The following is a 25,093-nucleotide window of genomic DNA, read 5'->3' as shown; positions in this document are numbered from 1 at the left end:
CTGGCCGCATCAATATCACCTGATGGAATGGTTCAGCGTATCTGGTTTTTTCATTTTACTTTTAAAGGGTTTATTGGATGAGCGATATACACTCGCTGCTGGTGGCGGCAATATTGGGTGTGGTTGAAGGGTTAACGGAATTTTTACCTGTTTCCAGTACTGGCCATATGATTATTGTCGGCCATCTTCTGGGTTTTGAAGGCGAGACGGCAAATACTTTTGAGGTGGTCATTCAGTTAGGTTCTATTCTTGCTGTTGTCGTCATGTTCTGGCGTCGTCTGTTTGGTCTGATCGGTATTCATTTCGGTAAACCACCGGAACATGAAGGCCAGGGAAGCGGCCGTTTATCGCTGATTCATATTTTACTCGGGATGGTTCCGGCGGTGGTGCTGGGCCTGTTGTTCCACGATACCATCAAATCGTTGTTCAACCCGGTCAACGTCATGTATGCGCTGATCGTGGGTGGCTTGCTGCTGATCGCGGCGGAAGTGCTGAAGCCAAAACAGCCGCGTGCCGTCGGCATTGATGATATGACCTATCGTCAGGCATTTATCATCGGCTGCTTCCAGTGCCTGGCGCTGTGGCCCGGCTTCTCTCGCTCCGGTGCGACCATTTCCGGTGGGATGCTGATGGGCGTAAGCCGCTATGCGGCGTCAGAGTTCTCCTTCCTGCTGGCGGTGCCGATGATGATGGGGGCGACCGTGCTGGATGTGTATAAGAGCATCGGTTTCCTCAACGCCAGCGATATTCCGATGTTTGCCGTCGGCTTTATTATGGCGTTCATCGTGGCGCTGATCGCGATTAAAACCTTCCTGCAGCTGATTAAACGTATCTCGTTTATCCCGTTTGCCATCTACCGTTTTGTCGTCGCGGCAGTGGTTTACGTTATCTTCTTCTGAGTTTGAAGCGCCGGTAAAACCGGGCCCTCAGTCGCAAGGCTGAGGGCAGCGCTCTTCCTTCCACTTCGCGACGGCCAGAATGCGGCGCCGCGTCAGCTCCTCACGAATCTCCGGCCCTTTAAAGCCCTGAGCAACCACCTCTTTTGTAGAGACCGATTGGGCTATCTCCCAGGCTTCAAGCAGCAGGCGTCCCTGCGGATAATCGCGGGCTTCGAATCCGGTACGTCCGCGCACATCCGCTTCACTGGTTAAGGCGATTTGCATGACCCGGTGCGGCTTACGCCAGGCGTCGATATTATCAAACAGTTTGACCAGCGTTTTGGGCTGCAGTATCGGCAGGGTATGAATCAGGTCGTGGAATTCGGCGACCAGCTTCGCCAGATCGCGAATGTCGTTCGGCACGCGCAGGCGGGCGCAGAGCTGCTCGACCAGCCTGACGCCTGCCGGACCGTGGCCGTGGTGGCGCGGCCAGAGCGCTTTTGGCGTCAGCCCTTTGCCGAGATCGTGGCATAGCGTTGCAAAGCGAACGTCAATTTCCGGCGACAGCATTGCCGCCATCGTCAGGGTCATCAGCGTATGTACACCGGTGTCGATTTCCGGGTGCCATTTAGCCGGTGCCGGAACGCCGTACAGCGCGTCAATTTCCGGGAACAGCACGCCGAGCGCGTGGCAGTCGCGCAAGGTCTGGAAAAAGACCTGAGGATTACGGGTGCCAAGGGCGTTTTCCGTCTCCTTCCAGACGCGTTCCGGCGTCAGATGCGCCAGTTCGCCGGCGTCGGCCATGGCACGCATCAGCGCCATGGTTTCGTCGGCAATACGAAAGCCCAGGTGGGCATAGCGGGCGGCGAAGCGCGCCACGCGCAGAACGCGCAGCGGGTCTTCGCTGAAGGCGGGTGAGACGTGGCGCAGCAGGCGCAGACGCAAATCGGCCTGGCCGCCGTAGGGATCGATAATCAGGCCATCGATATCTTGAGCCAGCGCATTGACCGTCAGATCGCGGCGCAGCAGATCCTGTTCCAGCGTGACGTCCGGGGCGGCATAGCAGGTAAAACCGGTGTAGCCGGCACCCGATTTACGCTCAGTACGTGCCAGAGCATACTCTTCCCGGCTTTTCGGGTGCAGAAATACGGGGAAATCGCGGCCTACCTGCTGGTAGCCCGCATCAAGCAACTGCTCAGGCGTGGCACCCACCACGACCCAATCTCTGTCTTTGACCGGTAGCCCTAATAACGCATCCCGAACTGCACCACCGACCAGATAAATCTTCACGCCTGACTCTCCCGTATCCACTTTGCTCAAGATGATACGTAAGTCTGGCAGAGAAGACGAATTAGTTCATCCACCGGTCTTTACGTTTACGGCTCGGGACCAGATGCGGCAGCACCAGACCGAGCAGCAGTCCGACGCCAAGCACGCCGCCGCCGTACATAAACCACTGCATGATAATGGTGCGCTGCTTATCATCCAGCTGCAGATTCGCGGCATTCACCTTCTTCTGGGCGACAACCAGCTCGTTTTTCAGCTTTTGGTTTTCGTCTTTCAGCGCGTTGATAACGGTATCGCTGCCGGCGACCTTTTTCTGCATGTCGGCGGTGCGCTGATTCCAGGTGGTGTCGATGTTATTCAGCTTGTCGGTCAGGGTTTTCACCTGATTTTCCAGATCCGGCACGCGGGTGCGCAGGCTGGGCTCGGTGCTCAGCTCTTTCAGCGGAATCCAGGCGGTACGGCCGTTGCCGTCGCGGATCTGGGCATAACCGGTGCTGTCATTGGTCTGCAGCAGAGAAACTTCTTCCCCGGCGTTAATGGTGCCCTGAAGACGATAATTATCGCCCGGCCCCGTGCGAACCCAGGTGTTCAGTTCATCAGAAACATAGCGTTTTTCTTCTGCATGAACCGCCGTGGCGGCGCTGAGCGCCAGCAAAGTAAAAGTGATAAGGCGTAATTTTGGCATCAGGTCATCGTTTGATCATAAAAAGTTGAACGATAGTAGTGGCATCGCCATAGCGACGCAAAGTTTTCTGCCACAATCGGAAACATCCGGGAGGTGGCCCGGCAAAATGCGCATTGCATGGAGAATCGCCGCAAAATACTATCTACTGACAAAAAATATCGGCGATAGTTCGCCGTATTTTCCCGGCAGCGCAAAGAAGCGGAAGAATTCAGTCATGGCTCAAGAAATCGAATTAAAATTTATCGTCTCCGACAGCGGCGTGGAAACATTGCGCCAGCACCTTAACGCGCTTAATGCCCAGCACACGCCTGCGGGTCAATTGCTCAATATTTACTATGAAACGGCGGATAACTGGCTGCGCCGTCACGATATGGGGCTGCGCATCCGTGGCGATCGCGGTCGGTATGAAATGACCCTGAAAATCGCCGGGCGCGTGGTGGGCGGATTGCATCAGCGTCCGGAATTCAACATCCCGCTGGAAAGCCCGGAACTGGCGCTGGAACGCCTTCCTGCCGAAGTCTGGCCGCAGGGCGAACTGCCCACGGAGCTGGCGCAAAACGTACAGCCGTTGTTCAGTACCGATTTTGAACGTGAAAAATGGGTGCTCAGCGAAGGAGAGAGCCAGATTGAAATCGCGCTCGATCGCGGGGAGGTGAAAACCCCTGAGCATCAGGAGGCGATTTGCGAGCTGGAGCTGGAACTGCTCTCTGGCAAGACGGAGGATGTGCTGGCGCTCGCCCGTCTTCTGCTGGAAACCGGCGTGCTGCGCCAGGGAAGTCTCAGCAAAGCGGCGCGCGGCTACCATCTTGCCCAGGGTAATGAAGCGCGCCCGGTGCAGCCATTCGGCGTTCTGCAGGTGGCGCCAAAAGCCAGCGTAGAACAGGGGCTGGAGGCGTCGCTGGAAAACGCGCTGGCGCACTGGCTCTATCATGATGAGGTCTGGAGCCGCGGTAATCCGATGGCAAAAGGAGAAATCCTCCGCGCCATTGCCCGGGTACGTCATGCGCTGGTGCTGTTTGGCGGCATCGTGCCGCGTAAGGCCACCGCGCAGCTGCGCGAACAGCTCGCTGAAGCGGAAGCTGTCCTGACGGAGGCCGGCAAGGATCCGTCGGCGCTGTTCAGCATTGCCGCAGTCAGCGCGAAGCTCGCCTTGACCGAATGGCTGGTGAGCCGCAGCTGGCGCGCCTTTTTAAATGAGAACGCGCAGAAGAAGATCGCCGGCTCTTTTAAACGTTTCGCCGATATCCAGCTTTCGCGGGCGGCGGCGGAGTTAAAAAATGCGTTTCAGCAGACGCTGGGGGACGATTACGACGGCCAGCTGCCGCGTCTGGCCCGCGACATTGACTGTATTCAGCTGCTTGCCGGCGCCTATGCCGATGCTGCTGCCTCCTGGCTGGAGAACTGGCTGGAAGTCCGTCGTGCGATTGAGCACAAAGATCGTAGCGTCATTGAATATTTCCGCCGCCAGGCGCTGGCCGCGGAGCCATTCTGGCTGCATAGTGGAAAACGATAATTTCAGGCCAGGGAGACCCCTATAATGCCGCTTTCTTCACAGTTACAGCAGCACTGGCAGACGGTTGTAGACCGACTGCCGGCGGATTTTCCATTATCCACACTAAGTCCGCAGGCGCAGTCGGTGATGGCGTTCAGCGATTTCGTCCAGCAGAGTCTGGTGGCGCAGCCGCAGTGGCTGGCCGAGCTTGAAAACTCGCCCCCCGAGGCGCAGGAGTGGCGTCACTATGCCGACTGGCTACAGGCCGCCCTGGCCGGGGTCAACGACGAAGCGGCGCTAATGCGTGAGCTGCGCCTGTTTCGCCGCCGGATCATGGTGCGCATCGCTTGGGCACAGGCGCTGTCGCTGGTCAGTGAAGAGAGCAGTTTGCAGCAGCTAAGCGCGCTGGCGGAGACGCTGATTGTCGCCGCCCGCGACTGGCTATACAGCGCCTGCTGTAACGAGTGGGGAACCCCTTCCAGTGCCGAAGGTAAAGCGCAGCCGCTGCTGATCCTCGGGATGGGGAAACTGGGCGGAGGCGAACTCAATTTCTCGTCGGACATCGATCTGATTTTTGCCTGGCCAGAACATGGCTCAACCCGCGGCGGGCGCCGCGAGCTGGATAACGGGCAGTTCTTTACTCGCCTCGGCCAGCGGCTGATTAAAGTTCTCGATCAGCCGACGCAGGATGGCTTTGTTTATCGCGTTGATATGCGCCTGCGCCCCTTCGGCGACAGCGGGCCGCTGGTGCTGAGCTTTGCCGCGCTGGAAGATTACTATCAGGAACAAGGGCGCGACTGGGAGCGCTACGCGATGGTCAAAGCGCGGATCATGGGCGATAACGAAGGCACCTACGCCAACGAACTGCGCGCCATGCTGCGGCCGTTCGTCTTCCGTCGCTACATCGACTTCAGCGTGATCCAGTCGCTGCGTAACATGAAGGGGATGATTGCCCGTGAAGTTCGTCGTCGCGGGCTGAAGGACAATATCAAGCTCGGTGCGGGCGGGATCCGCGAAATCGAATTTATCGTACAGGTCTTCCAGCTGATCCGCGGCGGACGCGAACCGGCGCTCCAGCTGCGGGCGCTGCTTCCGACGCTGGCGGCGATCGATGAGCTGCACCTGCTGCCGGAAGGCGATGCCGCCCGGTTGCGTGATGCCTACCTGTTCTTACGTCGCCTGGAAAACCTGCTGCAAAGCATCAATGACGAGCAGACGCAAACTCTGCCACAGGATGCGCTTAATCGCGCTCGCCTGGCGTGGGGGATGCATGTTGATGACTGGGAAACGCTGACCGCGCAGCTGGAAGAGAAAATGGCCAGCGTACGGCGGGTGTTCAACGAGCTGATTGGCGATGATGAAACGCAATCACCGGATGAGCAGCTGGAGGAGTACTGGCGCGAGCTGTGGCAGGATGCGCTGGAAGAGGATGACGCCAGCCCGGCGCTGGCCCATCTTGCGGATGACGACCGTCGCAGCGTGCTGGCGCTGATTGCCGATTTCCGTAAAGAGCTGGATAAACGCACTATCGGCCCGCGCGGGCGCCAGGTGCTGGATCAACTGATGCCGCATCTGCTCAGCGAGGTGTGCTCGCGGGCCGATGCGCCGGTGCCGTTGGCGCGGATTACGCCGCTGTTGACCGGTATCGTCACCCGAACCACCTATCTGGAATTGCTCAGCGAGTTTCCCGGCGCGTTGAAACATCTGATTAGCCTCTGCGCCGCCTCGCCGATGGTTGCCAGTCAGCTGGCGCGCCATCCGCTGCTGCTGGATGAACTGCTGGATCCCAATACCCTCTATCAACCGACGGCGACCGATGCCTATCGCGATGAGCTGCGCCAGTATCTGCTGCGCGTGCCGGAAGAGGACGAAGAGCAGCAGCTGGAGGCGCTGCGCCAGTTTAAGCAGGCACAGCTGCTGCATATTGCCGCTGCCGATATCGCCGGTACGCTGCCGGTGATGAAAGTGAGCGATCACTTAACCTGGTTGGCCGAAGCGATGATTGATGCGGTGGTCCAGCAGGCGTGGATGCAGATGGTGGCGCGTTATGGCCAGCCGACGCACCTGCATGACCGTCAGGGGCGTGGTTTTGCGGTCGTCGGCTACGGTAAACTGGGGGGCTGGGAGCTGGGCTACAGTTCTGACCTTGACCTGGTGTTCCTGCATGACTGTCCGATGGAGGTGATGACCGACGGGGAGCGCGAAATCGACGGGCGCCAGTTCTATCTGCGCCTGGCTCAGCGCATTATGCACCTCTTCAGCACCCGCACGTCCTCGGGGATTCTGTACGAAGTGGATGCTCGCTTACGTCCCTCCGGCGCCGCGGGTATGCTGGTCACCACGACCGATGCGTTTGCCGATTATCAGAAAAATGAAGCCTGGACCTGGGAACATCAGGCCCTGGTGCGCGCCCGCGTGGTCTATGGCGATCCTGAGCTGCAGGTGCGTTTTGATACTATCCGGCGCGATATTCTCAGCACCCCGCGTGAAGGGGAGACGCTGCAGACCGAAGTACGGGAAATGCGGGAGAAGATGCGCGCGCATCTCGGCAATAAGCACCGGGATCGCTTTGATATTAAAGCCGATGCCGGGGGCATTACCGACATTGAATTTATTACCCAGTATCTGGTCCTACGCTATGCGCACGATAAACCGAAGCTGACGCGCTGGTCTGATAACGTGCGCATTCTGGAACTGCTGGCGCAAAACGACATTATGGATGATGAAGAAGCGCGGGCGTTGACCCATGCGTACACCACGCTGCGCGATGCGCTGCATCATCTGGCCTTGCAGGAACAGCCGGGGAACGTCGCCCCGGACGCCTTTACCCATGAACGTCAGCAGGTGAGCGCCAGCTGGCAGAAGTGGTTGATGGCTTAACTAAAAAACCGGGTGTGCTATTATCGCGCGCAAAGTTTGTATCTCGCAGGAGAGAGTCATGAAAGTAACGCTGCCGGAGTTTGAACGTGCAGGAGTGTTGGTGGTTGGCGATGTCATGCTGGACCGCTACTGGTATGGTCCCACCAGCCGTATTTCCCCCGAAGCCCCGGTACCGGTGGTCAAGGTGGAAAATATCGAAGAGCGTCCCGGCGGTGCGGCAAACGTGGCGATGAACATCGCCTCTCTCGGTGCGACTTCCCGTCTGGTCGGCCTGACCGGGATTGATGACGCCGCGCGTGCGCTCAGTAAGGCGCTGGCGGATGTCAACGTGAAGTGCGATTTCGTCTCCGTGCCGACTCACCCGACCATCACCAAGCTGCGCGTGCTGTCGCGCAACCAGCAGCTGATTCGCCTGGATTTCGAAGAGGGATTCTCCGGCGTCGATCCGCAGCCGATGCATGACCGTATTCAGCAGGCGCTGGGTACCATTGGGGCGCTGGTGTTGTCCGATTATGCAAAAGGCGCGCTGGCTAGCGTGCAGACCATGATTAAGCTGGCGCGCGATGCCGGCGTACCGGTGCTGATTGATCCGAAAGGCACCGATTTTGAACGCTATCGCGGCGCCACGCTGCTGACGCCGAACCTCTCCGAATTCGAAGCCGTAGCAGGTAAGTGCAAAGACGAAGCCGACATTGTCGAACGCGGCCTGAAAATTATTGCGGATTTCGAACTCTCCGCACTGCTGGTGACCCGCTCCGAGCAGGGGATGACGTTGTTGCAGCCGGGCCGTCCGCCGCTGCATATGCCGACTCAGGCGCAAGAAGTGTATGACGTCACCGGTGCCGGCGATACGGTGATTGGCGTGCTGGCGGCGACGCTCGCCTCCGGCAACACTCTGGAAGAGGCGTGCTACTTTGCCAACGCGGCGGCTGGCGTGGTGGTCGGCAAGCTGGGGACATCCACCGTGTCACCTATCGAGCTGGAAAACGCCGTGCGCGGGCGCGCGGAGACCGGGTTCGGCGTGATGAACGAAGACGAGCTGAAACAGGCCGTTGCGGCGGCGCGTAAGCGCGGCGAGAAAGTGGTGATGACCAACGGCGTGTTTGACATTCTGCATGCGGGCCACGTTTCTTATCTGGCTAATGCGCGTAAGCTCGGCGATCGGCTGATCGTTGCGGTCAACAGCGATGCGTCGACCAAACGTCTGAAAGGCGAGTCTCGTCCGGTTAACCCGCTGGAGCAGCGCATGATTGTGCTCGGCGCGCTGGAAGCCGTCGACTGGGTCGTCTCATTTGAAGAGGATACGCCGCAGCGCCTCATCGCCGGCATTCTGCCGGACCTGTTGGTCAAAGGCGGCGACTATAAGCCGGAAGATATCGCGGGTAGCGAGGAAGTCTGGGCGAACGGCGGCGACGTTCTGGTGCTGAACTTTGAAGATGGTTGCTCTACGACCAACATCATTAAGAAGATCCAGAAAGACAGCGGGAAGTAATTTGTGACGCCGGGCGGGCGTTCTGGGAGATCGGGGCTGCGTATCGTGCGGCTGAAGAACCCCGGATAACGCCCGACAAAGAAAGCCGACGATCGTAAGATCGCCGGCTTTTCTTATTTATTGATGACAGAGATGATTCAGCGCAATAAACAGGCGATCTGAGCGCATTTTTCGTACAGAAAGCGTTAGCGTAAGTATAAATACTGAAGTCAGTAGAAAGCATATGACCAATCAGAACACACACGGCTGAAGGAGTATGCGGATGAATCATCACGAACTGTATTCAATGAAGAACTTTGATTTTCTGGCCCTGAGTTTCGCCAGAATGTATGCACAAGGTCATGCCGTTGATCTGCAGGCCATTGTCGGCAATATGGATGAAGCTCAGCGTGAATGGTTTTGCCAACGGTATGAGCTCTACTGCCGTCAGGTCAGTGAAGAGGCGGCGTCGGAGCCAGAGCTGGAACACTGATACAACAACGGGCCTGACGGCCCGTTGTTTTTTACTGCTTTTCTTCGACGGTCGGGGCGGCCGCGCGGCTTTCCAGATCGCTGATTCGCTGCTCCAGCAGCGCCAGTTTTTCGCGGGTGCGCAGCAGCACCTGCGTCTGCACATCAAACTCTTCGCGACTGACCAAATCCAGGCGGGTCAGCTGCGACTGGAGTACCTGACGGATCTTTTTCTCGACATCTTCCCCAAGATCGCGAAGGCCTTTCGGCATCGATTCATGGACCTGGCGGGCGATTTGTTCAATTTTTTTCGGGTCAATCATGGTGGTTTCCTGCTCTGGTCGATTTATCGCTCATTGTAGTGCGATCGACGCTACCTATAAACCAGAAATGTTTGAAGCTTATGCATTGCCGATGATAATCAATAGCGTTATAGTGATCTCGCTTATTCTCAGGGCGGGGCGAAATTCCCCACCGGCGGTAAATCAACCATAGCGTTGAAAGCCCGCGAGCGCTTTCTGTGAAAGCAGAAAGGTCAGCAGATCCGGTGTAATTCCGGGGCCGACGGTTAAAGTCCGGATGGGAGAGAGTAACGGCTCAGTCGGGTTTCGATCCGCTTGCGTTGACTTTTGCCGCTAAACCGGCGCTCCTAAGACTGCCCTGATTCTGGTAACCATAATTTTAATGAGGTTTATTTACCATGAATCAGACGCTCCTTTCCTCTTTTGGTACCGCTTTTGAACGTGTGGAACACGCTTTAAATGCACTGCGCGAAGGCCGCGGTGTGATGGTGCTTGATGATGAAGACCGTGAAAACGAAGGCGACATGATTTTCGCCGCCGAAACCATGACCGTTGAGCAGATGGCGCTGACCATTCGCCACGGCAGCGGCATTGTCTGCCTGTGCCTGACCGATGAACGCCGTAAGCAGCTTGACCTGCCGATGATGGTGGAAAACAACACCAGCGCATACGGCACCGGCTTTACCGTGACCATCGAAGCTGCAGCAGGCGTCACCACCGGTGTTTCCGCCGCTGACCGCGTGACCACCGTGCGCGCGGCCATTGCCGACGGCGCTAAACCTTCTGATCTCAACCGTCCAGGCCATGTCTTCCCGCTGCGTGCGCAGCCGGGCGGCGTGCTGACCCGCGGTGGTCATACTGAAGCGACCATCGATCTGGTGACGCTGGCGGGCTTTAAGCCGGCTGGCGTGCTGTGTGAACTGACCAACGACGATGGTACGATGGCGCGCGCGCCGGAGTGCATTGCGTTCGCGCAGAAGCATAATATGGCCGTGGTGACCATTGAAGATCTGGTGGCCTATCGCCGCGAACATGAGCGCAAAGCCAGCTGATTCTGGCCCCGCGTCATAGCAAAGCCCACCTCTGCGTGGGCTTTGTTGTTTTTGCCATCAGCCAATGCCCATTGCCTGCAGCGCAACCAGACTTAATCCCATCACCGACATGCCGCACAGTACGCCATAGCTTGGGTTGCTCTGCGGATCGATCTCTTTTGCCAGCGGCATTAGCTCATCGACCGACAGCGCCACCATGATCCCGGCAACGGCTGCCATGATGGCGCCCATCATGACGGGTGACACCAGGCTTCCGAGGATCAGCCAGGCCAGCAGGCCGCCGAGAATCTCCGCCATACCGGAAAGCCCGGCCCAGAGTACGGCCTTATACCGTGAACCGGTGGCGGCATAAACCGGGCCGGCCACCGCCAGCCCCTCGGGAATATTGTGTAAAGCGACCGCCAGCGCGACGCCCATGCCCAGCTCAAGGTTATTACTGGCCGTTACAAAGGTGGCGATCCCTTCCGGGAAGTTGTGCAGGCTGATGCCCAGAGTCAATAACATTGCGGTTCGGCGGAGGTTACGCGGACGCGGCATACCTGGCGACATGAGATCCTGTGGATGCGCGTGGGGCAGCATACGGTCGAGCGCAAAGTAGCCCAGCAGGCCGATGACAAACATACCGTAACCGAGCAGCGGCGACATGCCCTCCGCGTTCAGCGCAGCGGGCAGCATCTCCATCAGTGAGATAAGCAGCATGATGCCCGCGGCAAAGCCCAGGGAGAATCCCAGCAGCCGGTTGGATGGCTTCTGGCCCAGCACGCCAAAAATAGCCCCGATGAATGTGGCGCTACCCGCCAGCAGCGTCAATATTAAGGGTGACGACATTATTCATTTCCTTTGATAATGATTATCATTAATGATATCCAGATTATCAGCTCACGACGAGAGGGAGATGCGACCCTTTACAGCGAATTACATTCAAATTTTCTGACGATCATCATCATGCTTATCTGAGTTTATCCTGACGCAAAAACGCGTAATGTGAAGGCATCACAATTCCTCTGTTTAAGGATATCACCATGTCCCGTACCCGAATGCCAGCGTTGTTTTTAGGCCACGGCAGCCCGATGAACGTGCTGGAAGATAACATCTATACCCGCGCCTGGCGGCAGCTGGGCGAAACATTGCCGCGGCCAAAAGCTATCGTTGTGGTTTCTGCGCACTGGTTTACTCGCGGTACCGGGGTAACGGCCATGGAAACGCCGAAGACGATCCACGATTTTGGCGGCTTCCCGCAGGCGCTGTACGATACGCATTACCCGGCTCCTGGTTCACCTGAACTGGCGCAGCGTCTGGTTGAGCTGCTGGCGCCGGTGCCTGTGACCCTGGATAAAGAAGCCTGGGGCTTCGATCATGGATCATGGGGCGTGCTGATAAAAATGTATCCCGATGCGGACATCCCGATGGTGCAGTTGAGCATCGACAGCACCAAACCGGCAGCCTGGCATCTGGAGATGGGGCGCAAGCTGACCGCGCTACGTGATGAAGGCATCATGCTGGTGGCGAGCGGTAACGTGGTGCATAACCTGAGAACGGCACGCTGGCATGGCGAGAGCACGCCTTACCCGTGGGCGGAATCATTTAATGACTACGTCAAAACCAACCTGAGCTGGAAGGGACCGGCTGCAGAGCATCCGCTGGTGAACTATCTGGCGCATGAGGGCGGATCGCTTTCTAATCCGACGGCGGAGCACTTCCTGCCGCTGCTCTACGTTCTGGGTACCTGGGACGGCGAAGAGCCGATATCTATTCCGGTGGAAGGGATGGAGATGGGATCGCTGAGCATGCTGTCGGTGCTGATTGGGGCGTAGAAGATAGCGGAAAAACCCCGGCAGGCGTCAGCGCTGCCGGGGCAAATCTTATTCGACGAAAATGTGCGGATAGAAACGCGACAGATCCTGGGTGATCAGCGCCCGATCCTCGCGTACGCCGATCCCGGCTGGCCGATCGTTGATGAGCCAGCTGCCGATCAGCGTATAGCTGTCGCCAAACTTCGGCAGCGGATAGAACTCCTGCACGATGGTGCCTTCTTCTCCGTATGGACCCTCTACCGCTTCCAGCACTTTGCCGTTTTCCACGATCGACACGTTGGCCCCTTCACGGGAGAAGATCGGCTTAATGACGTACTTCTCCATCTCCGGATGCGCATCTTCGCTGAAGTAAGCCGCCAGCAGGTTAGGGTGGTTCGGGAACATCTCCCACAGCAGCGGAAGCAGAGCTTTGTTCGAGATGATGCTCTTCCACGCCGGTTCGAGCCAGCGTACGCCCGCGTCTTCCAGTTTGGTAGAGAACATCTCGCGCAGCATATACTCCCACGGGTAGAGCTTGAACAGGTTGCCAATCACCTGATCCTGCAGGTCGGTAAACTGACCTTTTTCACCCAGGCCGATATCTTCGATATACAGAAACTCGGTGGCCACACCCGCTTCTGCGGCACAGTCCTGCAGATACTGAACGGTACCGCGATCTTCTTCGGTATCGCGACAGCAGGCCATATGCAGCAGCTGGAAGCCAAACTGTTCGCGCAGCTCGGAAAAACGCTCGATCAACTTTTCCTGCAGGCTGTTGAACTGGTCGCTGCCTGCTGGCAGCTGGCCGGCGTTGATCTGATCTTCCAGCCAAATCCACTGGAAAAAGGCGGCTTCATACAGCGAGGTCGGGGTGTCGGCGTTGTTCTCCAGCAGCTTCGGCTCGCCCACGCCGTCCCATGCCAGATCGAGACGCGAGTAGAGCGACGGCTGGTTGGTTTTCCACGACTGGCGAACGAAGCCCCAGGTGTGTTTCGGAATGCGGAACTTCGCCATCAGTTCATCGCTGGCGACGACTTTTTCCACCGCCTGCAGACACATCTGGTGCAGCCCGGCGGTGACCTCTTCAAGCTTTTCAACCTGCGCCAGCGTCAGTTTGTAATAGGCTTCTTCGCTCCAGTACGGCTCGCCATACATGGTATGAAAGTTGAAGCCGTATTCGGTCGCCTTCTCACGCCAGTCCGGGCGCTCCGTGATGCTGATTCTTTCCATGTGATTTAGCCGCCCATTGAGCGTTTAGTCGAACTGGTGCCTGCCGCGCTGCGCTGCATAGCAGATTGCTTCGCGACCGATTCACCAAAGCCGCCGCGGGTGACGGTGCTGGTGGTGGCGGGTTTTGGCGCCATCGCCGTTTTCGGTACGTTCATCGTCCGGCCCGGCTGTGCGGCGCCGTAGCTCTTACCGCCGGCATCGGTGTACTGGCCATAAGCTGGGCTGGCCGGGTTTTTCGAGCTGAACAGCGGCTGCTGTGCACCCATGCCGCCACCCATCATACGGCCCATCATGTAGCCTGCCATCAACGGCATCCAGAAGCTGCCGCTGCTTTGTGCCTGCGCCTGGTTTTCTGGCGCGACGCCTGCCTGAGCCGGCGTTTGCTGGCACTGGCCTTCGCCGAATTCAGCGACGCAATCTTCACGCGTGGCATATTTCGGCGCGGTACGTACCGCTTCCTTCTGTGCGTTGTTGAAAGCGGTGGTGCATTCAGCGCTTTTTCCCGGGTTGGCTGCAGAGCAGTCATCGGCGTTTTGGTACAGAGAAACCGTCTCGTCGGTTTTTTCACAACCGGCAAGCATAAATACGGCCGTAACGGCAAGGGCGACCGGCGTCAGATGGCGCGCGCTCCAGCTTTTACGGAACGAGGCATGATTGATATTTTTTGTCCGTTTCATATTTGTCTTCCAGGACCCAGTGGTATTGCGGTTTGTTAACGCTCAGGATAGAGGATGAGTGGTGGAAAATGAAGCGAAGAGGGAGGGAAAGGAGGGGATCTTTACGTTGCCTTACGTTTAGCGCTTCGCTTAGCGGAATTCGTTAAGCGAAGCGCCATGACGCAACGACGATTACTGGCGGAAAGGATTCGCGCCGCTGGTTTTCGTGGTGCGGGTCGAAGCCGGTGTTGCCGCCGGGGCTGCATTGCTGCTGTAGCCATCAGCGTTAGCATCCTGCTGCGGGGTTTCCGGTGCGACGCTATCTGGTGATGTTGAGACCGGTTTGCCCAGCGTGTTGTTCAGCGCAACCAGATCCTGCTCGTTCAGAGTACCGAGCGCAGATTTAATGTTCAGCTGGTTAATCAGGTAGTTATAACGTGCGCTGGAGAGCTGCTGCTTCGCGTTGTACAGGGTGGTGGTGGCATCCAGGACGTCGACGATGGTACGCGTCCCCACGGAATAGCCGGCTTCCATGGCATCAAGGGAGCTCTGCGCAGAGACCACCGCCTGTTTGTAGGCATTGATGCTGCTGATAGAGGCATTGATGTTATTAAAGGAAGAACGAACGGTCTGAACCACGCTGCGATGCGAGCTTTCCAGCTGTTCGCTGGCGCCAACGAAGTTGTACTGCGCCTGTTTCACCTGCGAGTTAACCATCCCGCCCTGATACAGCGGCAGCGAGAAGCTCAGACCGATTTTGTTCTGTCCGGCATCGTTGTCGTTATATTGGGTGCTGTTGTGGGTTTTGGAACCGCTGTAGGAGGTGTTTGAGACCCCGGTCGAGGCGGTTAAATCCAGGGTCGGCAGATGGCCGTCCTGCGCCTGACGAATCTGTTCGCGGGCGAGATCCTGGTTCAGACGCGCCTGCAGCAGCGACAGGTTACGGTTTTCCGCTTCCTTCAGCAGCGCATTTACCGTCTGCGGTTTGTTGGTTTTAAAGCCGTCTACGTTCAGCGATGCCAGCTCCGGATAGTAGTTGCCGGTGACCTGGCGCAGCGCTTCTACCGCGTTGTCGAGGTTGTTGCGCGCGGTTACTTCGTTTGCCAGCACTGAATCATACTGTGAACGGGCGTTCTGCACGTCGGTGATTGCCACAAGGCCAACGTTAAAGCGCTGTGTGGTCTGATCCAACTGGCGGTAGATTGCCTGCTTTTGCGCTTCGGTATAGGAAAGCGTATCAATCGCGCTGAGGACATTAAAGTAAGCTGTCGCGGTGTTCAGAATCAGCGTTTGCTGATCGGTCTGATAGGTGACATCCTGAATACCGGCCGCTTTTTCCTGCAGCGTCAGGGCGCGCCACTTCGACATATCAAACAGGGTCTGCGTTAACTGCAGCGAGCCGCTGGTGACGTTCGAGTTCACGCCGTTGCTGTCGCGATAGCCATTGGTGTAAGTATAATCTGCGCCCAGACCAAGCTGAGGCAGTAACGGGCTACGTGCTTCATTGATCTTCTCGAATGCAGCATCACGATCGGCTGCTGATTTACGCAGGTCAGGGTTGCTGACGCGCGCCTGCTGATAAACCTGCATCAGGTTTTCTGCCTGGCTCATGGCGCTGAAGCCAGTCAGGCCCAGACCGATGAGGATGGGGAAAAGTTTCTTCATTTGCATTCCTTGTTGTGAAGCATAAAGCGCTGCCCAAATTCTAAATATATTTGCTGATTGTATCGAGTCTGCCGCGGTAAAAAGTTGGCGTTACGTGCCATCCGGCGGTAATTTGCACCAATCTAACATACAGACTGTAAAACGATAGCCAAACGGCTTATAAATCCTTACTTTCGGATGCGCAGGACAGAGACAATGAGCAAGCCCAATCAGCAAGGAATTACCTTCTCTAAAAACGATGTAGAAATTATTGCACGCGAAACGCTTTATCGTGGTTTTTTTTCGCTGGATTTATACCGTTTTCGCCATCGCCTGTTTAACGGTGGGATGAGCGGCGAGGTGACGCGCGAAATTTTTGAGCGCGGGCATGCCGCAGTCTTGCTACCCTTTGACCCGATACGTGATGAAGTGGTGCTGGTCGAGCAAATCCGCATCGCCGCGTATGATACTAGCGAGAGCCCGTGGCTGCTTGAAATGGTCGCCGGTATGATTGAAGACGGCGAGACCCCCGAGGACGTTGCCCGCCGTGAAGCGGTAGAAGAAGCCGGGCTGATCGTCGGGCGGACAAAACCGGTCCTGAGCTACCTGGCAAGCCCGGGCGGCACCAGCGAAAGGCTGTCGATTTTGGTCGGTGAAGTCGATGCAACGACGGCAAAGGGGATTCACGGTCTGGCGGATGAAAATGAAGACATCCGGGTGCATGTGGTAAGCCGGGAGCAGGCTTATCAGTGGGTTGAAGAGGGGAAAATCGACAACGCGGCCTCTGTCATCGCCCTGCAATGGCTGCAATTGCATTATCACAATTTACGTAATGAGTGGACAAAATGAAGCGTTATACACCTGACTTCCCGGAAATGATGCGCCTGTGTGAAACCAATTTTGCTCAGTTGCGCCGCTTGTTGCCTCGAACCGATGCAGCCGGCGATGTCGCGGGCTATCAGGTGGGCAATGCGCAATATCGATTAACTATCGTCGAGTCGACCCGCTACACTACATTAGTGTCAATTGAGCAGACGGTTCCGGCGGTAAGTTACTGGAGTTTACCGTCAATGACGGTACGTCTGTATCATGATGCGATGGTCGCTGAAGTGTGTTCGACTCAGCAGATCTTTCGCTTCAAAGCAAAGTATGATTATCCTAATAAAAAGTTGCATCAACGCGACGAAAAGCATCAAATTAATCAGTTCCTGGCGGACTGGCTGAGATACTGTTTAGCACATGGAGCGATGGCGATTCCGGTTTGTTAGCGTCGTGAAACCTAAGGACACCATTTGGAAAGCCTGTTGAATCTGCCTCTGGCTGGTGAGACCAGAGTCAGGATATTACAAATTACTGATACTCACCTGTTTGCTGAAAAACATGAAACGCTGTTAGGTATCAATACCTGGGAAAGCTACCAGGCCGTGCTGGATGCCATCCATGCCTCACAGCGTCCATGCGATCTTATAGTAGCAACAGGCGATCTGGCGCAGGACCATTCAGCCGCGGCCTACCAGCACTTTGCTGAAGGTATCGCGAGTTTTGCCGCGCCCTGCGTCTGGTTGCCGGGCAATCATGACTTCCAGCCGGCGATGTACAGCACGCTGCAGGAATCAGGTATTTCCCCGGCCAAAAGGGTTTTGCTGGGCGATCATTGGCAAATATTGCTGTTGGACAGCCAGGTGTTTGGCGTTCCCCACGGCGAGCTGAGCGACTTTCAGCTTGAGTGGCTGGAGCAGAGGCTGGCGGAAGAGCCTGAGCGTTATACGCTGCTGCTGTTGCATCATCATCCGCTCCCTTCGGGTTGTAGCTGGTTGGATCAACACAGCCTGCGTAATGCCGGGGCCCTGGATCGTGCGCTGGCCGCTTTTCCGCGCGTAAGGCATTTACTCTGTGGCCATATTCACCAGGAACTGGACCTCAACTGGAACGGGCGGCGGATGATGGCAACTCCCTCGACCTGTGTACAGTTTAAGCCGCATTGCGCCAATTTTACCCTGGATACCATTTCTCCCGGCTGGCGCTGGCTGGAACTGCACGCCGACGGTACCTTGACCACGGAAGTTTGTCGCCTTAACGGCGTGAAGTTTCACCCGGATATCGCTTCAGAAGGATACTGATGGCTACGCTCCTTTATCTGCATGGTTTTAACAGCTCACCGCGATCGGCAAAAGCGACGGCGTTGAAGGACTGGCTGACGCAGACCTTTCCCGAGATTACGATGGTGGTGCCTGAGCTACCCGCCTATCCGGCAGAAGCGGCGGAGATGCTGGAAGCCATTGTGCTGGAACGCGGCGGGGAACCGCTGGGGGTGGTAGGCTCCTCGCTGGGTGGCTACTATGCCACCTGGCTATCGCAGTGTTTTATGCTGCCGACGGTGGTGGTTAACCCGGCGGTACGCCCGTTTGAACTGCTGAACAATTTCCTTGGCCCCAATGAGAATCCGTACACGGGGCAGCAATATGTGCTAGAGTCACGCCATATTTACGATCTCAAAGTCATGCAAATCGACCCGCTGGAAGCGCCTGATTTAATCTGGCTGCTGCAGCAAACGGGCGATGAAGTGCTTGATTACCGCCAGGCCGTTGCTTACTACGCCTCATGCCGGCAGACGGTAGAGGAGGGCGGCAATCACGCATTTGTCGGCTTTGAAGATCATTTCACTCAGATTATCGATTTTCTGGGTCTGCGTTAAGCGGCCCTGGATGACCTACGAATACACACCATGACGCAATCTTCATATAACGCTGATGCCATTGAGGTACTCACCGGGCTAGAGCCGGTTCGCCGCCGTCCGGGGATGTACACTGACACAACACGTCCTAACCATCTCGGTCAGGAAGTTATTGATAACAGTGTGGATGAAGCACTGGCTGGCCATGCCAAACGCGTGGAGGTCATTCTTCATGCCGATCAATCGCTGGAAGTGATTGACGATGGGCGCGGGATGCCGGTTGATATCCACCCGGAAGAAGGGGTTCCGGCGGTTGAGCTGATCCTGTGCCGGCTGCATGCGGGCGGCAAATTCTCCAGCAAGAACTACCAGTTCTCGGGTGGCCTGCACGGGGTGGGTATTTCGGTGGTCAACGCCTTGTCAAAGCGCGTGGAAGTGAACGTGCGCCGCGATGGCCAGATCTACAGCATCGCCTTCGAGAACGGCGATAAAGTTGAAGATCTCCACGTCACCGGTACCTGCGGTAAACGCAATACCGGAACCAGCGTGCATTTCTGGCCGGATGAGAGCTTCTTTGATAGTCCGCGCTTTTCCGTCTCGCGCCTGACGCACGTACTCAAAGCCAAAGCCGTACTCTGCCCTGGGGTCGAGATTGTCTTCCGTGACCAGGTAAACAACAGCGAACAGCGCTGGTGTTACCAGGACGGCCTGACCGACTATCTGTGTGAAGCGGTGAACGGCCTGCCGCTGCTGCCGGAAAAACCGTTCGTCGGTAACTTCTCCGGCGAAACCGAAGCGGTCGACTGGGCGCTGCTGTGGCTACCGGAAGGTGGGGAACTGCTGACCGAAAGCTACGTTAACCTGATCCCGACCATGCAGGGCGGTACCCACGTTAACGGCCTGCGCCAGGGTCTGCTCGAAGCGATGCGCGAGTTCTGTGAATATCGCAATATCCTGCCGCGCGGCGTGAAGCTGTCTGCGGAAGATATCTGGGATCGCTGTGCCTACGTGCTGTCGGTGAAAATGCAGGATCCGCAGTTTGCTGGTCAGACTAAAGAACGTCTCTCTTCGCGTCAGTGCGCGGCATTTGTCTCCGGCGTGGTGAAAGATGCCTTCAGCCTGTGGCTGAATCAGAACGTGCAGGCGGCGGAGCTGCTCGCCGAGATGGCCATTTCCAGCGCTCAGCGCCGGATGCGCGCGGCGAAAAAAGTGGTGCGTAAAAAGCTGACCAGCGGCCCCGCGCTGCCGGGCAAGCTGGCAGACTGTACCGCCCAGGATCTGAACCGTACCGAGCTGTTCCTGGTCGAAGGGGACTCGGCGGGCGGCTCTGCCAAGCAGGCGCGCGACCGGGAATATCAGGCGATTATGCCGCTGAAGGGTAAAATCCTGAATACCTGGGAAGTCTCATCTGATGAAGTGCTGGCGTCGCAAGAGGTCCACGACATTTCGGTGGCTATCGGCATCGATCCGGATAGCGACGACTTAAGTCAGCTGCGCTACGGCAAGATTTGTATTCTCGCGGATGCGGACTCCGACGGCCTGCACATTGCCACGCTGCTGTGCGCGCTGTTTGTGAAGCATTTCCGCACGCTGGTGAAACACGGGCACGTCCACGTTGCGCTGCCGCCTTTGTACCGTATCGATCTCGGCAAAGAGGTTTACTACGCGCTGACGGAAGAAGAGAAAGCCGGCGTGCTGGAGCAGCTCAAACGTAAGAAGGGCAAACCGAACGTACAGCGCTTTAAAGGGCTGGGTGAGATGAACCCGATGCAGCTGCGTGAAACCACGCTTGACCCGAATACCCGCCGTCTGGTTCAGCTGATTATCAGTGATGAGGATGAGCAGCAGACCACAGCGATGATGGATATGCTGTTAGCCAAGAAACGTTCGGAAGACCGTCGTAACTGGCTGCAGGAGAAAGGGGATATGGCGGATCTGGAAGCCTGACCTACTGTTTAAGCAGAACTGGCGCTCCGCCAGTTCTGACTCACTTCTTATTTTTTCTTCGCGCGCAGGCTTAAATGCCGGACTGCAGAATACGGATACTGGTCTCCAGCACGTCGCCTTTCACCGCTTCAGCGTAGGCTTTCATATGCGGAGTTTGCAGATGCGCTTCAAGATGGGCAACGCTTTCCCACTGTTCAACCATGACGATCGAATCCGGGGAAGTGCTCTGGAAACTCACGCCGGCAGCGTGGTCAACCAGCGGCGCATAGCCGTGGCAGCCCTCTTCCTGTAAAACCACCGGAACAAGTTTTGCAAACTGATCAAGTACCGCCTGGCGATGATGTTGGCCAGGGCGTGTACGAATTTCTGCGATCACTGTTAACATGATTAACTCAACTCCTTCTGTATGTAGACCTTTAGTTAACCAAAAATCTGCGCCAGATGCTTGCGATATTCTGCTATGTCACGCGGAACATCCGGCATTTTAATGACGTCGTTGGCGATAAAGGTCGGCAGAGGGGTCATGCCGAGGAACTGGTTGGCTTTATGGAACGGCAGATAAACGCCGTCAACGCCCACGCCGTGGAAGAACTGATCTTTATCGGTAAAGGCATCCATCGGTGCGTTCCAGGTCAGGGAGAGCATGTACTGCTTGCCCTGAATCAAGCCGCCGGAACCATATTTCTTGCTGGCGTCGGAGCGGGTGCGCCCGTCGCTGGCATACAGCGAGCCATGCCCTTCGGTGAAGACGTCATCAATATATTTCTTCACGGTCCACGGCGCGCCCATCCACCAGCCCGGCATTTGCCAGATAACCACGTCGGCCCAGAGGAAATTCTGTACTTCCTGCTGGACGTCGTAATCGCTTTCCGCACGAACGATTTTAACATCATGCCCGGCGTCGCGCAGATAACCATCCGCGACCTCGGTCAGGGTGTCATTCAACTGGCCGTTTGAATGGGCGAATTTCTTCGCGCCGTTGATAATCAGGATGTTGCTCATTTTTTACCCTTCAGGTTTCGAGTTTGTCACTGATTTTACCCCGCGAGGCGGGGCGGTAAAATGAGCAAAATGTGCAAAGTCTTTTGCGTTAATTGCAATAATTGCTACCAGCGCACGCGCGCCGCGAAACCGCCTCCGGGCGCGTTGCTGAAGTCTACCGTCATCCGGTGCAGCGCGGCAATGCGGCGGACGATAGATAATCCCAGCCCGCTGCCGGGCTCATCCTGACCGGGAGGGCGATAGAATCGTTCGCCGATCCGCGCCAGCGCTTCGGGGCTGACGCCCGGGCCATTATCGCGTACGGAAAACTCACGTGCATCAAGAGTGATATCGACCTGGCTGCCGGGAGGGCTGTAGCGTACGGCGTTATCCAGCAGATTACGCACCAGCAGACTCAGCAGCAGCGGCTGGCCAGGCTGCATGACCTGAGTTGCGTTCAGATGCAGGCGAAGCTCAATGCCCGCCTGCTGCGCAGAGTGGTACATCTCCATGACCGACGATTGCAGTAGCTCATCGATGGCAATCGTATGCACATCATCAAGCTGCGCCAGAGAATCGAGACGCGACAACGTTAAAAGCTGGTCTACCAGCCGGGTTGCGCGGTCAATCCCTTCATGCAGCTGCGCCAGCGCTTTCTCCCGCCCCTGCGGGTCGTCCATTGACAGCTGCGCGACTTCGGTCTGCACCTTCAGGGCCGCAAGCGGGCTGCGCAGCTCGTGTGCGGCATCGGAGGTAAACCGGCGCTCGCGTATCATGGTGTCATGGGTACGGGCAAACAGCTGATTCAGGGCATCGACCAGCGGCCGGACTTCACTGGGTACCTTGTCGACGTTAAGCGATTCAGCCGAGTCCGGCGCGCGCAGACGCAGCGTTCTGGTCAGCTGTTTTAACGGCGCCAGCTCCCGGCTCAGCAGCACAATCAGCAGCAGGAACATCAGCGGCAGCGCCACCAGCCAGGGGGTCAGCTGGGAGGTGACGATATCCAGCGCCATTTCCCGCCGGTAGTCCCACTCCTGACCCACGACAATACGGTAGCGGCCATCGCCGGTGGTTAACTGCAGGAAGCGCCATTCATCATCATCGTTATTCAGATAGCCATCGCTGAAGCCTTCCCGACGATTTTGCCACGGGATGTCCTGACCATTCTCGCCGTCGTGAAGCAGACGCTTGCCGTCGGCCGTGAAAATCGCGAACGCCAGCGCGTCGTCATCGAGGTGGCCGTGTTTGATCTTCTTTTTTGTCCGCACCGGCGCCGTGAGCGTATGCAGCTCGTCGAAATTCATGGCGCTCAGTCGGCGGGCAAACAGCAGCTGTTGGGTATCAAAGAGCTTATCCAGCTTTTCCGTGGTTTGTTGCCAGGCAATCAAACAGGCGATGCCCCAGGCTGCACTGGTCAGCAGGAAAAAAAGGAGCGTCAGGCGGACGCGCAGGCTAAGTCGTTTCATGCATCACCGAGGGTATAGCCGATACCGTGAACGGTACGAATAAATTCACTGCCGAGCTTGCGGCGCAGGTGATGAACGTGCACCTCGACCGCGTTGCTGGAGACATCGTCGTCCCAGGTATAGAGTTTCTCTTCAATGAGCTTGCGCGGCAGAACGCGTCCGGCATTGCGCATCAGCAGCTCCAGCAAGGCGAACTCTTTTGGTTTCAGCGCCAGGTTGTCGCCGTTCACCGTCACGGTCAGGCCAATGGGATCGAGCGCAACGTGGCCATGGCGCAGCTCGCTGCTGCTCTGGCCGTGGGCGCGACGAATCAGGGCCTCCAGACGAGCGGCAACTTCAATCAGCGCGAAAGGTTTACACAGATAGTCATCGGCGCCGAGGCGCAGCCCTTCAACCCGCTGGCTGAGCGCATCGCGGGCCGTGAGGATCAGTACCGGCTCGTGGCGGCCCTGATGGCGCCATTCACGCAGGATATCCAGCCCGTCGATACCGGGCAGCGTCAGGTCGAGGATCGCCGCGTCATAGGGCGCCGTATAGAGCGCGGCTTTGCCCTCTTCGCCACGGGTAAACCAGTCGATGCTGAAGCCCATTTTCGTCAGCCCGACTTTAATGCCATCGCCGATGAGCTTGTCGTCTTCCACCAGTAAAATGCGCATTGGCCGCTCCTGTGGCTGTCATGTGTACGCGCAGTAAACCGCGTTGCGGCAGGCGCTGTACAGTAATAAAATTTCTTTTTTCTGCTTAAGAAGTCGTTAAGTTTTGCCTGATGTAATCATGGTCATATAACCAGACAAGGGAGAACATCTTATGAAGAAAATGGCTGCAATGACCGCGATCGTCGCTTTAATTTCTATGCCGGTGCTGGCTGCTGAACAAGGTGGTTTTAACGGACCGGGCGCGACGCAAACCAGCCAGACGTCTACGCAAAAAGGCGGTTTTATTGGCCCGAGCGGGAGCGTAACGACGGTGGAAAACGCCAAATCCTTGCGTGATGACACCTGGGTGACCCTGCGCGGTAAAATCGTGCAGCGGATTTCCGACGATCTGTATAAATTCCAGGATGCTTCCGGGACGGTGAATGTGGATATTGACCATAAGCGCTGGAACGGCCTGACCGTCACACCGCAGGACACCGTTGAGATCCAGGGGGAGGTCGACAAAGACTGGAACTCGGTTGAAATCGATGTGAAGCAAATCACGAAAGTCGCGCCGTAATCTCGACATCGCGCAAGATCGGTCAGGAATCGCTATCCTCGCTCTGCCAGAGTATGTCCGCAGGAGGAGACGATGAACGAGACCAGAACCAGCCCGGCGTACGCCGGGCGTTTCCAGCGAGTGTGTTTATACATTGAGCGTCATCTCGATGAACCCCTGTCGCTGGAGACGCTGAGCGCGATCGCGCACAGCTCGCCGTATCACTTTCACCGGCAATTCACTGCCTGTAGCGGCGTACCGCTATATCGCTATATCCAGTGGCTACGTCTGCGCCGCGCTTGCTGGCGACTGGCGTTCAGGCCGCAGGATAAAATCATCGATATTGCCCTTGATGCCGGCTTTCAGAATCCGGAATCGTTCAGTCGTGCTTTCCGTGCCGCGTTCGCTCAAAGCCCCAGCCAGTTCCGTCAACAGCCGGACTGGCAGGAGTGGCACCGACGCGTTCCGAAACATACGTTACAGGAGCAACATCCGATGGTGGTTAAAATAGTCCAGTTCCCTGAGACGCAGGTGGCGATGTTGCGCCACCGCGGCAGTCCTGATTTGGTCAATGCTACGGCGGCGCAGTTTATTGCCTGGCGTAAGGCGAGCGGGTTATCGCCGATCGCCACCAGCGCGACCTGGGGCGTGTCGTGGGACGATCCCGCGACCACCCCCGCTGACGATTTCCGTTTTGATATCTGCGGGTCAGTCAGTGAACCGATAGCGGAAAACACCTTTGGCGTGGTGAATGGCACTATTCCGGGCGGGCGATGCGCAGTGGCGCGCCACCACGGCTCTCTGGATACGCTCGCGCAAAGCATCTGGTCTCTCTACCGCGACTGGCTACCGACGTCGGGTGAAACGCCACGCGATTTTCCGCTGTTTTTTCGTTACCTCAACTTTGTCCATGAAGTCGGCGAACACGAGCTACAGACCGATATTTATCTGCCGTTACGCTGATTAGCGCCAGCGGAATCCTCAGCCGAT

The 25,093-nt window shown here is 57.0% G+C and carries 25 protein-coding genes and 1 riboswitch; of the genes, 14 read left to right on the top strand and 11 right to left on the bottom strand.

Annotation, left to right across the window (positions count from 1 at the left end; all coding sequences use genetic code 11):
• Positions 1–77 precede the first annotated feature (77 nt).
• The gene (bacA, locus tag MC50_RS04935; RefSeq protein ID WP_004867807.1) at positions 78–899 is read left to right on the top strand and encodes an undecaprenyl-diphosphate phosphatase; all 822 of its coding nucleotides are present in this window, start codon (positions 78–80) and stop codon (positions 897–899) included.
• A 27-nt stretch (positions 900–926) separates the two neighbouring features.
• Here bacA and MC50_RS04930 read toward each other — a convergent pair whose 3' ends face one another.
• Both MC50_RS04930 and MC50_RS04925 read right to left on the bottom strand, forming a co-directional pair.
• Positions 927–2,168 (bottom strand): multifunctional CCA addition/repair protein, encoded by a 1,242-nt coding sequence (locus tag MC50_RS04930; RefSeq protein WP_047663511.1) that lies wholly within the window; start codon positions 2,166–2,168, stop codon positions 927–929.
• A 61-nt stretch (positions 2,169–2,229) separates the two neighbouring features.
• Complete coding sequence (locus tag MC50_RS04925) at positions 2,230–2,850, bottom strand: TIGR04211 family SH3 domain-containing protein (RefSeq protein WP_004867804.1); 621 nt, start codon at positions 2,848–2,850, stop codon at positions 2,230–2,232.
• Between the two features lie 214 nt (positions 2,851–3,064).
• Between MC50_RS04925 and MC50_RS04920 the strand changes: the two genes are divergently transcribed.
• The 4 genes from MC50_RS04920 to glgS all read left to right on the top strand — a co-directional run bounded on the left by MC50_RS04920 (position 3,065) and on the right by glgS (position 9,186).
• Positions 3,065–4,363 carry a CYTH domain-containing protein gene (locus MC50_RS04920; RefSeq protein WP_047663510.1) on the top strand — a complete coding sequence of 433 codons (1,299 nt, stop codon included), beginning with the start codon at positions 3,065–3,067 and terminating at the stop codon, positions 4,361–4,363.
• A 21-nt stretch (positions 4,364–4,384) separates the two neighbouring features.
• On the top strand, positions 4,385–7,222 hold the full coding sequence (gene glnE / locus MC50_RS04915; protein WP_165457258.1) for a bifunctional [glutamate--ammonia ligase]-adenylyl-L-tyrosine phosphorylase/[glutamate--ammonia-ligase] adenylyltransferase: 2,838 nt from the start codon (positions 4,385–4,387) through the stop codon (positions 7,220–7,222).
• Between the two features lie 58 nt (positions 7,223–7,280).
• Positions 7,281–8,714: a bifunctional D-glycero-beta-D-manno-heptose-7-phosphate kinase/D-glycero-beta-D-manno-heptose 1-phosphate adenylyltransferase HldE gene (gene hldE, locus MC50_RS04910; RefSeq protein WP_015585701.1), complete on the top strand. Its 1,434-nt coding sequence runs from the start codon at positions 7,281–7,283 to the stop codon at positions 8,712–8,714.
• Positions 8,715–8,976: 262 nt separating this feature from the next.
• Positions 8,977–9,186, top strand: a complete 210-nt coding sequence (gene glgS / locus MC50_RS04905) for a cell surface composition regulator GlgS (protein ID WP_046853439.1) — start codon at positions 8,977–8,979, stop codon at positions 9,184–9,186.
• Positions 9,187–9,217: 31 nt separating this feature from the next.
• Here the strand turns inward: glgS and ubiK are convergent, their stop codons facing one another.
• Positions 9,218–9,487, bottom strand: a complete 270-nt coding sequence (ubiK, locus tag MC50_RS04900; RefSeq protein ID WP_004867791.1) for a ubiquinone biosynthesis accessory factor UbiK — start codon at positions 9,485–9,487, stop codon at positions 9,218–9,220.
• A gap of 120 nt (positions 9,488–9,607) precedes the next feature.
• Positions 9,608–9,759, top strand: a riboswitch (FMN riboswitch).
• 105 nt (positions 9,760–9,864) lie between these two features.
• On the opposite strand from ubiK, the gene ribB reads away from it, so the two are divergent.
• On the top strand, positions 9,865–10,518 hold the full coding sequence (gene ribB / locus MC50_RS04895; protein WP_032690674.1) for a 3,4-dihydroxy-2-butanone-4-phosphate synthase: 654 nt from the start codon (positions 9,865–9,867) through the stop codon (positions 10,516–10,518).
• A gap of 57 nt (positions 10,519–10,575) precedes the next feature.
• On the opposite strand, the gene zupT is transcribed toward ribB, so the two are convergent.
• On the bottom strand, positions 10,576–11,346 hold the full coding sequence (gene zupT, locus MC50_RS04890; protein ID WP_032697551.1) for a zinc transporter ZupT: 771 nt from the start codon (positions 11,344–11,346) through the stop codon (positions 10,576–10,578).
• Positions 11,347–11,540: 194 nt separating this feature from the next.
• On the opposite strand from zupT, the gene ygiD reads away from it, so the two are divergent.
• A complete protein-coding gene (gene ygiD / locus MC50_RS04885) occupies positions 11,541–12,332 on the top strand; it encodes a 4,5-DOPA-extradiol-dioxygenase (RefSeq protein ID WP_032690676.1) in 792 nt (263 codons plus the stop codon).
• 48 nt (positions 12,333–12,380) lie between these two features.
• Here the strand turns inward: ygiD and MC50_RS04880 are convergent, their stop codons facing one another.
• The 3 genes from MC50_RS04880 to tolC form a co-directional block, all read right to left on the bottom strand.
• The gene (locus MC50_RS04880) at positions 12,381–13,541 is read right to left on the bottom strand and encodes a glutathionylspermidine synthase family protein (RefSeq protein ID WP_032690677.1); all 1,161 of its coding nucleotides are present in this window, start codon (positions 13,539–13,541) and stop codon (positions 12,381–12,383) included.
• 5 nt (positions 13,542–13,546) lie between these two features.
• Positions 13,547–14,218, bottom strand: coding sequence for a DUF1190 family protein (locus MC50_RS04875; protein WP_004867777.1), 672 nt, complete (start codon positions 14,216–14,218; stop codon positions 13,547–13,549).
• A 171-nt stretch (positions 14,219–14,389) separates the two neighbouring features.
• Entirely contained in the window at positions 14,390–15,862 is a 1,473-nt protein-coding gene (tolC, locus tag MC50_RS04870; protein ID WP_032690679.1) for an outer membrane channel protein TolC, read from the bottom strand.
• A gap of 195 nt (positions 15,863–16,057) precedes the next feature.
• Between tolC and nudF the strand changes: the two genes are divergently transcribed.
• The 5 genes from nudF to parE are packed head-to-tail and all read left to right on the top strand — an operon-like array spanning position 16,058 to position 20,462.
• Entirely contained in the window at positions 16,058–16,690 is a 633-nt protein-coding gene (nudF, locus tag MC50_RS04865; RefSeq protein WP_032690681.1) for an ADP-ribose diphosphatase, read from the top strand.
• Entirely contained in the window at positions 16,687–17,109 is a 423-nt protein-coding gene (locus MC50_RS04860) for a DUF1249 family protein (RefSeq protein ID WP_004867771.1), read from the top strand. The genes nudF and MC50_RS04860 overlap by 4 nt, the downstream gene beginning before the upstream one ends.
• Positions 17,110–17,133: 24 nt before the next feature.
• Positions 17,134–17,961, top strand: coding sequence for a 3',5'-cyclic-AMP phosphodiesterase (gene cpdA, locus MC50_RS04855; protein WP_032697553.1), 828 nt, complete (start codon positions 17,134–17,136; stop codon positions 17,959–17,961).
• Entirely contained in the window at positions 17,961–18,536 is a 576-nt protein-coding gene (yqiA, locus tag MC50_RS04850; protein WP_004867764.1) for an esterase YqiA, read from the top strand. Before cpdA ends, yqiA begins: the two co-directional genes overlap by 1 nt.
• Positions 18,537–18,566: 30 nt before the next feature.
• Complete coding sequence (gene parE, locus MC50_RS04845; protein WP_004867763.1) at positions 18,567–20,462, top strand: DNA topoisomerase IV subunit B; 1,896 nt, start codon at positions 18,567–18,569, stop codon at positions 20,460–20,462.
• A gap of 70 nt (positions 20,463–20,532) precedes the next feature.
• Here parE and MC50_RS04840 read toward each other — a convergent pair whose 3' ends face one another.
• The 4 genes from MC50_RS04840 to qseB form a co-directional block, all read right to left on the bottom strand.
• Positions 20,533–20,847 carry a putative quinol monooxygenase gene (locus MC50_RS04840; protein ID WP_004867760.1) on the bottom strand — a complete coding sequence of 105 codons (315 nt, stop codon included), beginning with the start codon at positions 20,845–20,847 and terminating at the stop codon, positions 20,533–20,535.
• Between the two features lie 35 nt (positions 20,848–20,882).
• The gene (locus MC50_RS04835) at positions 20,883–21,464 is read right to left on the bottom strand and encodes an NAD(P)H-dependent oxidoreductase (protein ID WP_032690684.1); all 582 of its coding nucleotides are present in this window, start codon (positions 21,462–21,464) and stop codon (positions 20,883–20,885) included.
• Positions 21,465–21,568: 104 nt separating this feature from the next.
• Positions 21,569–22,909, bottom strand: coding sequence for a quorum sensing histidine kinase QseC (qseC, locus tag MC50_RS04830; RefSeq protein ID WP_032698766.1), 1,341 nt, complete (start codon positions 22,907–22,909; stop codon positions 21,569–21,571).
• A complete protein-coding gene (gene qseB, locus MC50_RS04825; RefSeq protein WP_032690686.1) occupies positions 22,906–23,565 on the bottom strand; it encodes a quorum sensing response regulator transcription factor QseB in 660 nt (219 codons plus the stop codon). The genes qseC and qseB overlap by 4 nt, the downstream gene beginning before the upstream one ends.
• A 151-nt stretch (positions 23,566–23,716) precedes the next feature.
• Here qseB and MC50_RS04820 point away from each other — a divergent pair, with 151 nt between their 5' ends.
• Both MC50_RS04820 and MC50_RS04815 read left to right on the top strand, forming a co-directional pair.
• Positions 23,717–24,124, top strand: coding sequence for a YgiW/YdeI family stress tolerance OB fold protein (locus MC50_RS04820; RefSeq protein WP_032690687.1), 408 nt, complete (start codon positions 23,717–23,719; stop codon positions 24,122–24,124).
• Positions 24,125–24,196: 72 nt separating this feature from the next.
• Positions 24,197–25,066, top strand: coding sequence for an AraC family transcriptional regulator (locus MC50_RS04815; RefSeq protein WP_047663509.1), 870 nt, complete (start codon positions 24,197–24,199; stop codon positions 25,064–25,066).
• Positions 25,067–25,093 lie beyond the last annotated feature (27 nt).

The sequence above is a fragment of the Klebsiella planticola genome (assembly GCF_000783935.2).
GTDB lineage: Bacteria > Pseudomonadota > Gammaproteobacteria > Enterobacterales > Enterobacteriaceae > Klebsiella > Klebsiella planticola.
This window is presented reverse-complemented; position numbering and strand designations above follow the sequence as displayed.

Excerpts from the sequence above, each read along its gene's own strand:
- bacA (WP_004867807.1), top strand. The coding sequence starts at position 78 with ATGAGCGATATACACTCGCTGCTGGTGGCGGCAATATTGGGTGTGGTT.
- MC50_RS04925 (WP_004867804.1), bottom strand. The coding sequence starts at position 2,850 with ATGCCAAAATTACGCCTTATCACTTTTACTTTGCTGGCGCTCAGCGCC.
- MC50_RS04920 (WP_047663510.1), top strand. The coding sequence starts at position 3,065 with ATGGCTCAAGAAATCGAATTAAAATTTATCGTCTCCGACAGCGGCGTG.
- hldE (WP_015585701.1), top strand. The coding sequence starts at position 7,281 with ATGAAAGTAACGCTGCCGGAGTTTGAACGTGCAGGAGTGTTGGTGGTT.
- glgS (WP_046853439.1), top strand. The coding sequence starts at position 8,977 with ATGAATCATCACGAACTGTATTCAATGAAGAACTTTGATTTTCTGGCC.
- ubiK (WP_004867791.1), bottom strand. The coding sequence starts at position 9,487 with ATGATTGACCCGAAAAAAATTGAACAAATCGCCCGCCAGGTCCATGAA.
- ribB (WP_032690674.1), top strand. The coding sequence starts at position 9,865 with ATGAATCAGACGCTCCTTTCCTCTTTTGGTACCGCTTTTGAACGTGTG.
- zupT (WP_032697551.1), bottom strand. The coding sequence starts at position 11,346 with ATGTCGTCACCCTTAATATTGACGCTGCTGGCGGGTAGCGCCACATTC.
- ygiD (WP_032690676.1), top strand. The coding sequence starts at position 11,541 with ATGTCCCGTACCCGAATGCCAGCGTTGTTTTTAGGCCACGGCAGCCCG.
- MC50_RS04880 (WP_032690677.1), bottom strand. The coding sequence starts at position 13,541 with ATGGAAAGAATCAGCATCACGGAGCGCCCGGACTGGCGTGAGAAGGCG.
- MC50_RS04875 (WP_004867777.1), bottom strand. The coding sequence starts at position 14,218 with ATGAAACGGACAAAAAATATCAATCATGCCTCGTTCCGTAAAAGCTGG.
- tolC (WP_032690679.1), bottom strand. The coding sequence starts at position 15,862 with ATGAAGAAACTTTTCCCCATCCTCATCGGTCTGGGCCTGACTGGCTTC.
- nudF (WP_032690681.1), top strand. The coding sequence starts at position 16,058 with ATGAGCAAGCCCAATCAGCAAGGAATTACCTTCTCTAAAAACGATGTA.
- MC50_RS04860 (WP_004867771.1), top strand. The coding sequence starts at position 16,687 with ATGAAGCGTTATACACCTGACTTCCCGGAAATGATGCGCCTGTGTGAA.
- yqiA (WP_004867764.1), top strand. The coding sequence starts at position 17,961 with ATGGCTACGCTCCTTTATCTGCATGGTTTTAACAGCTCACCGCGATCG.
- parE (WP_004867763.1), top strand. The coding sequence starts at position 18,567 with ATGACGCAATCTTCATATAACGCTGATGCCATTGAGGTACTCACCGGG.
- MC50_RS04840 (WP_004867760.1), bottom strand. The coding sequence starts at position 20,847 with ATGTTAACAGTGATCGCAGAAATTCGTACACGCCCTGGCCAACATCAT.
- MC50_RS04835 (WP_032690684.1), bottom strand. The coding sequence starts at position 21,464 with ATGAGCAACATCCTGATTATCAACGGCGCGAAGAAATTCGCCCATTCA.
- qseC (WP_032698766.1), bottom strand. The coding sequence starts at position 22,909 with ATGAAACGACTTAGCCTGCGCGTCCGCCTGACGCTCCTTTTTTTCCTG.
- qseB (WP_032690686.1), bottom strand. The coding sequence starts at position 23,565 with ATGCGCATTTTACTGGTGGAAGACGACAAGCTCATCGGCGATGGCATT.
- MC50_RS04820 (WP_032690687.1), top strand. The coding sequence starts at position 23,717 with ATGAAGAAAATGGCTGCAATGACCGCGATCGTCGCTTTAATTTCTATG.
- MC50_RS04815 (WP_047663509.1), top strand. The coding sequence starts at position 24,197 with ATGAACGAGACCAGAACCAGCCCGGCGTACGCCGGGCGTTTCCAGCGA.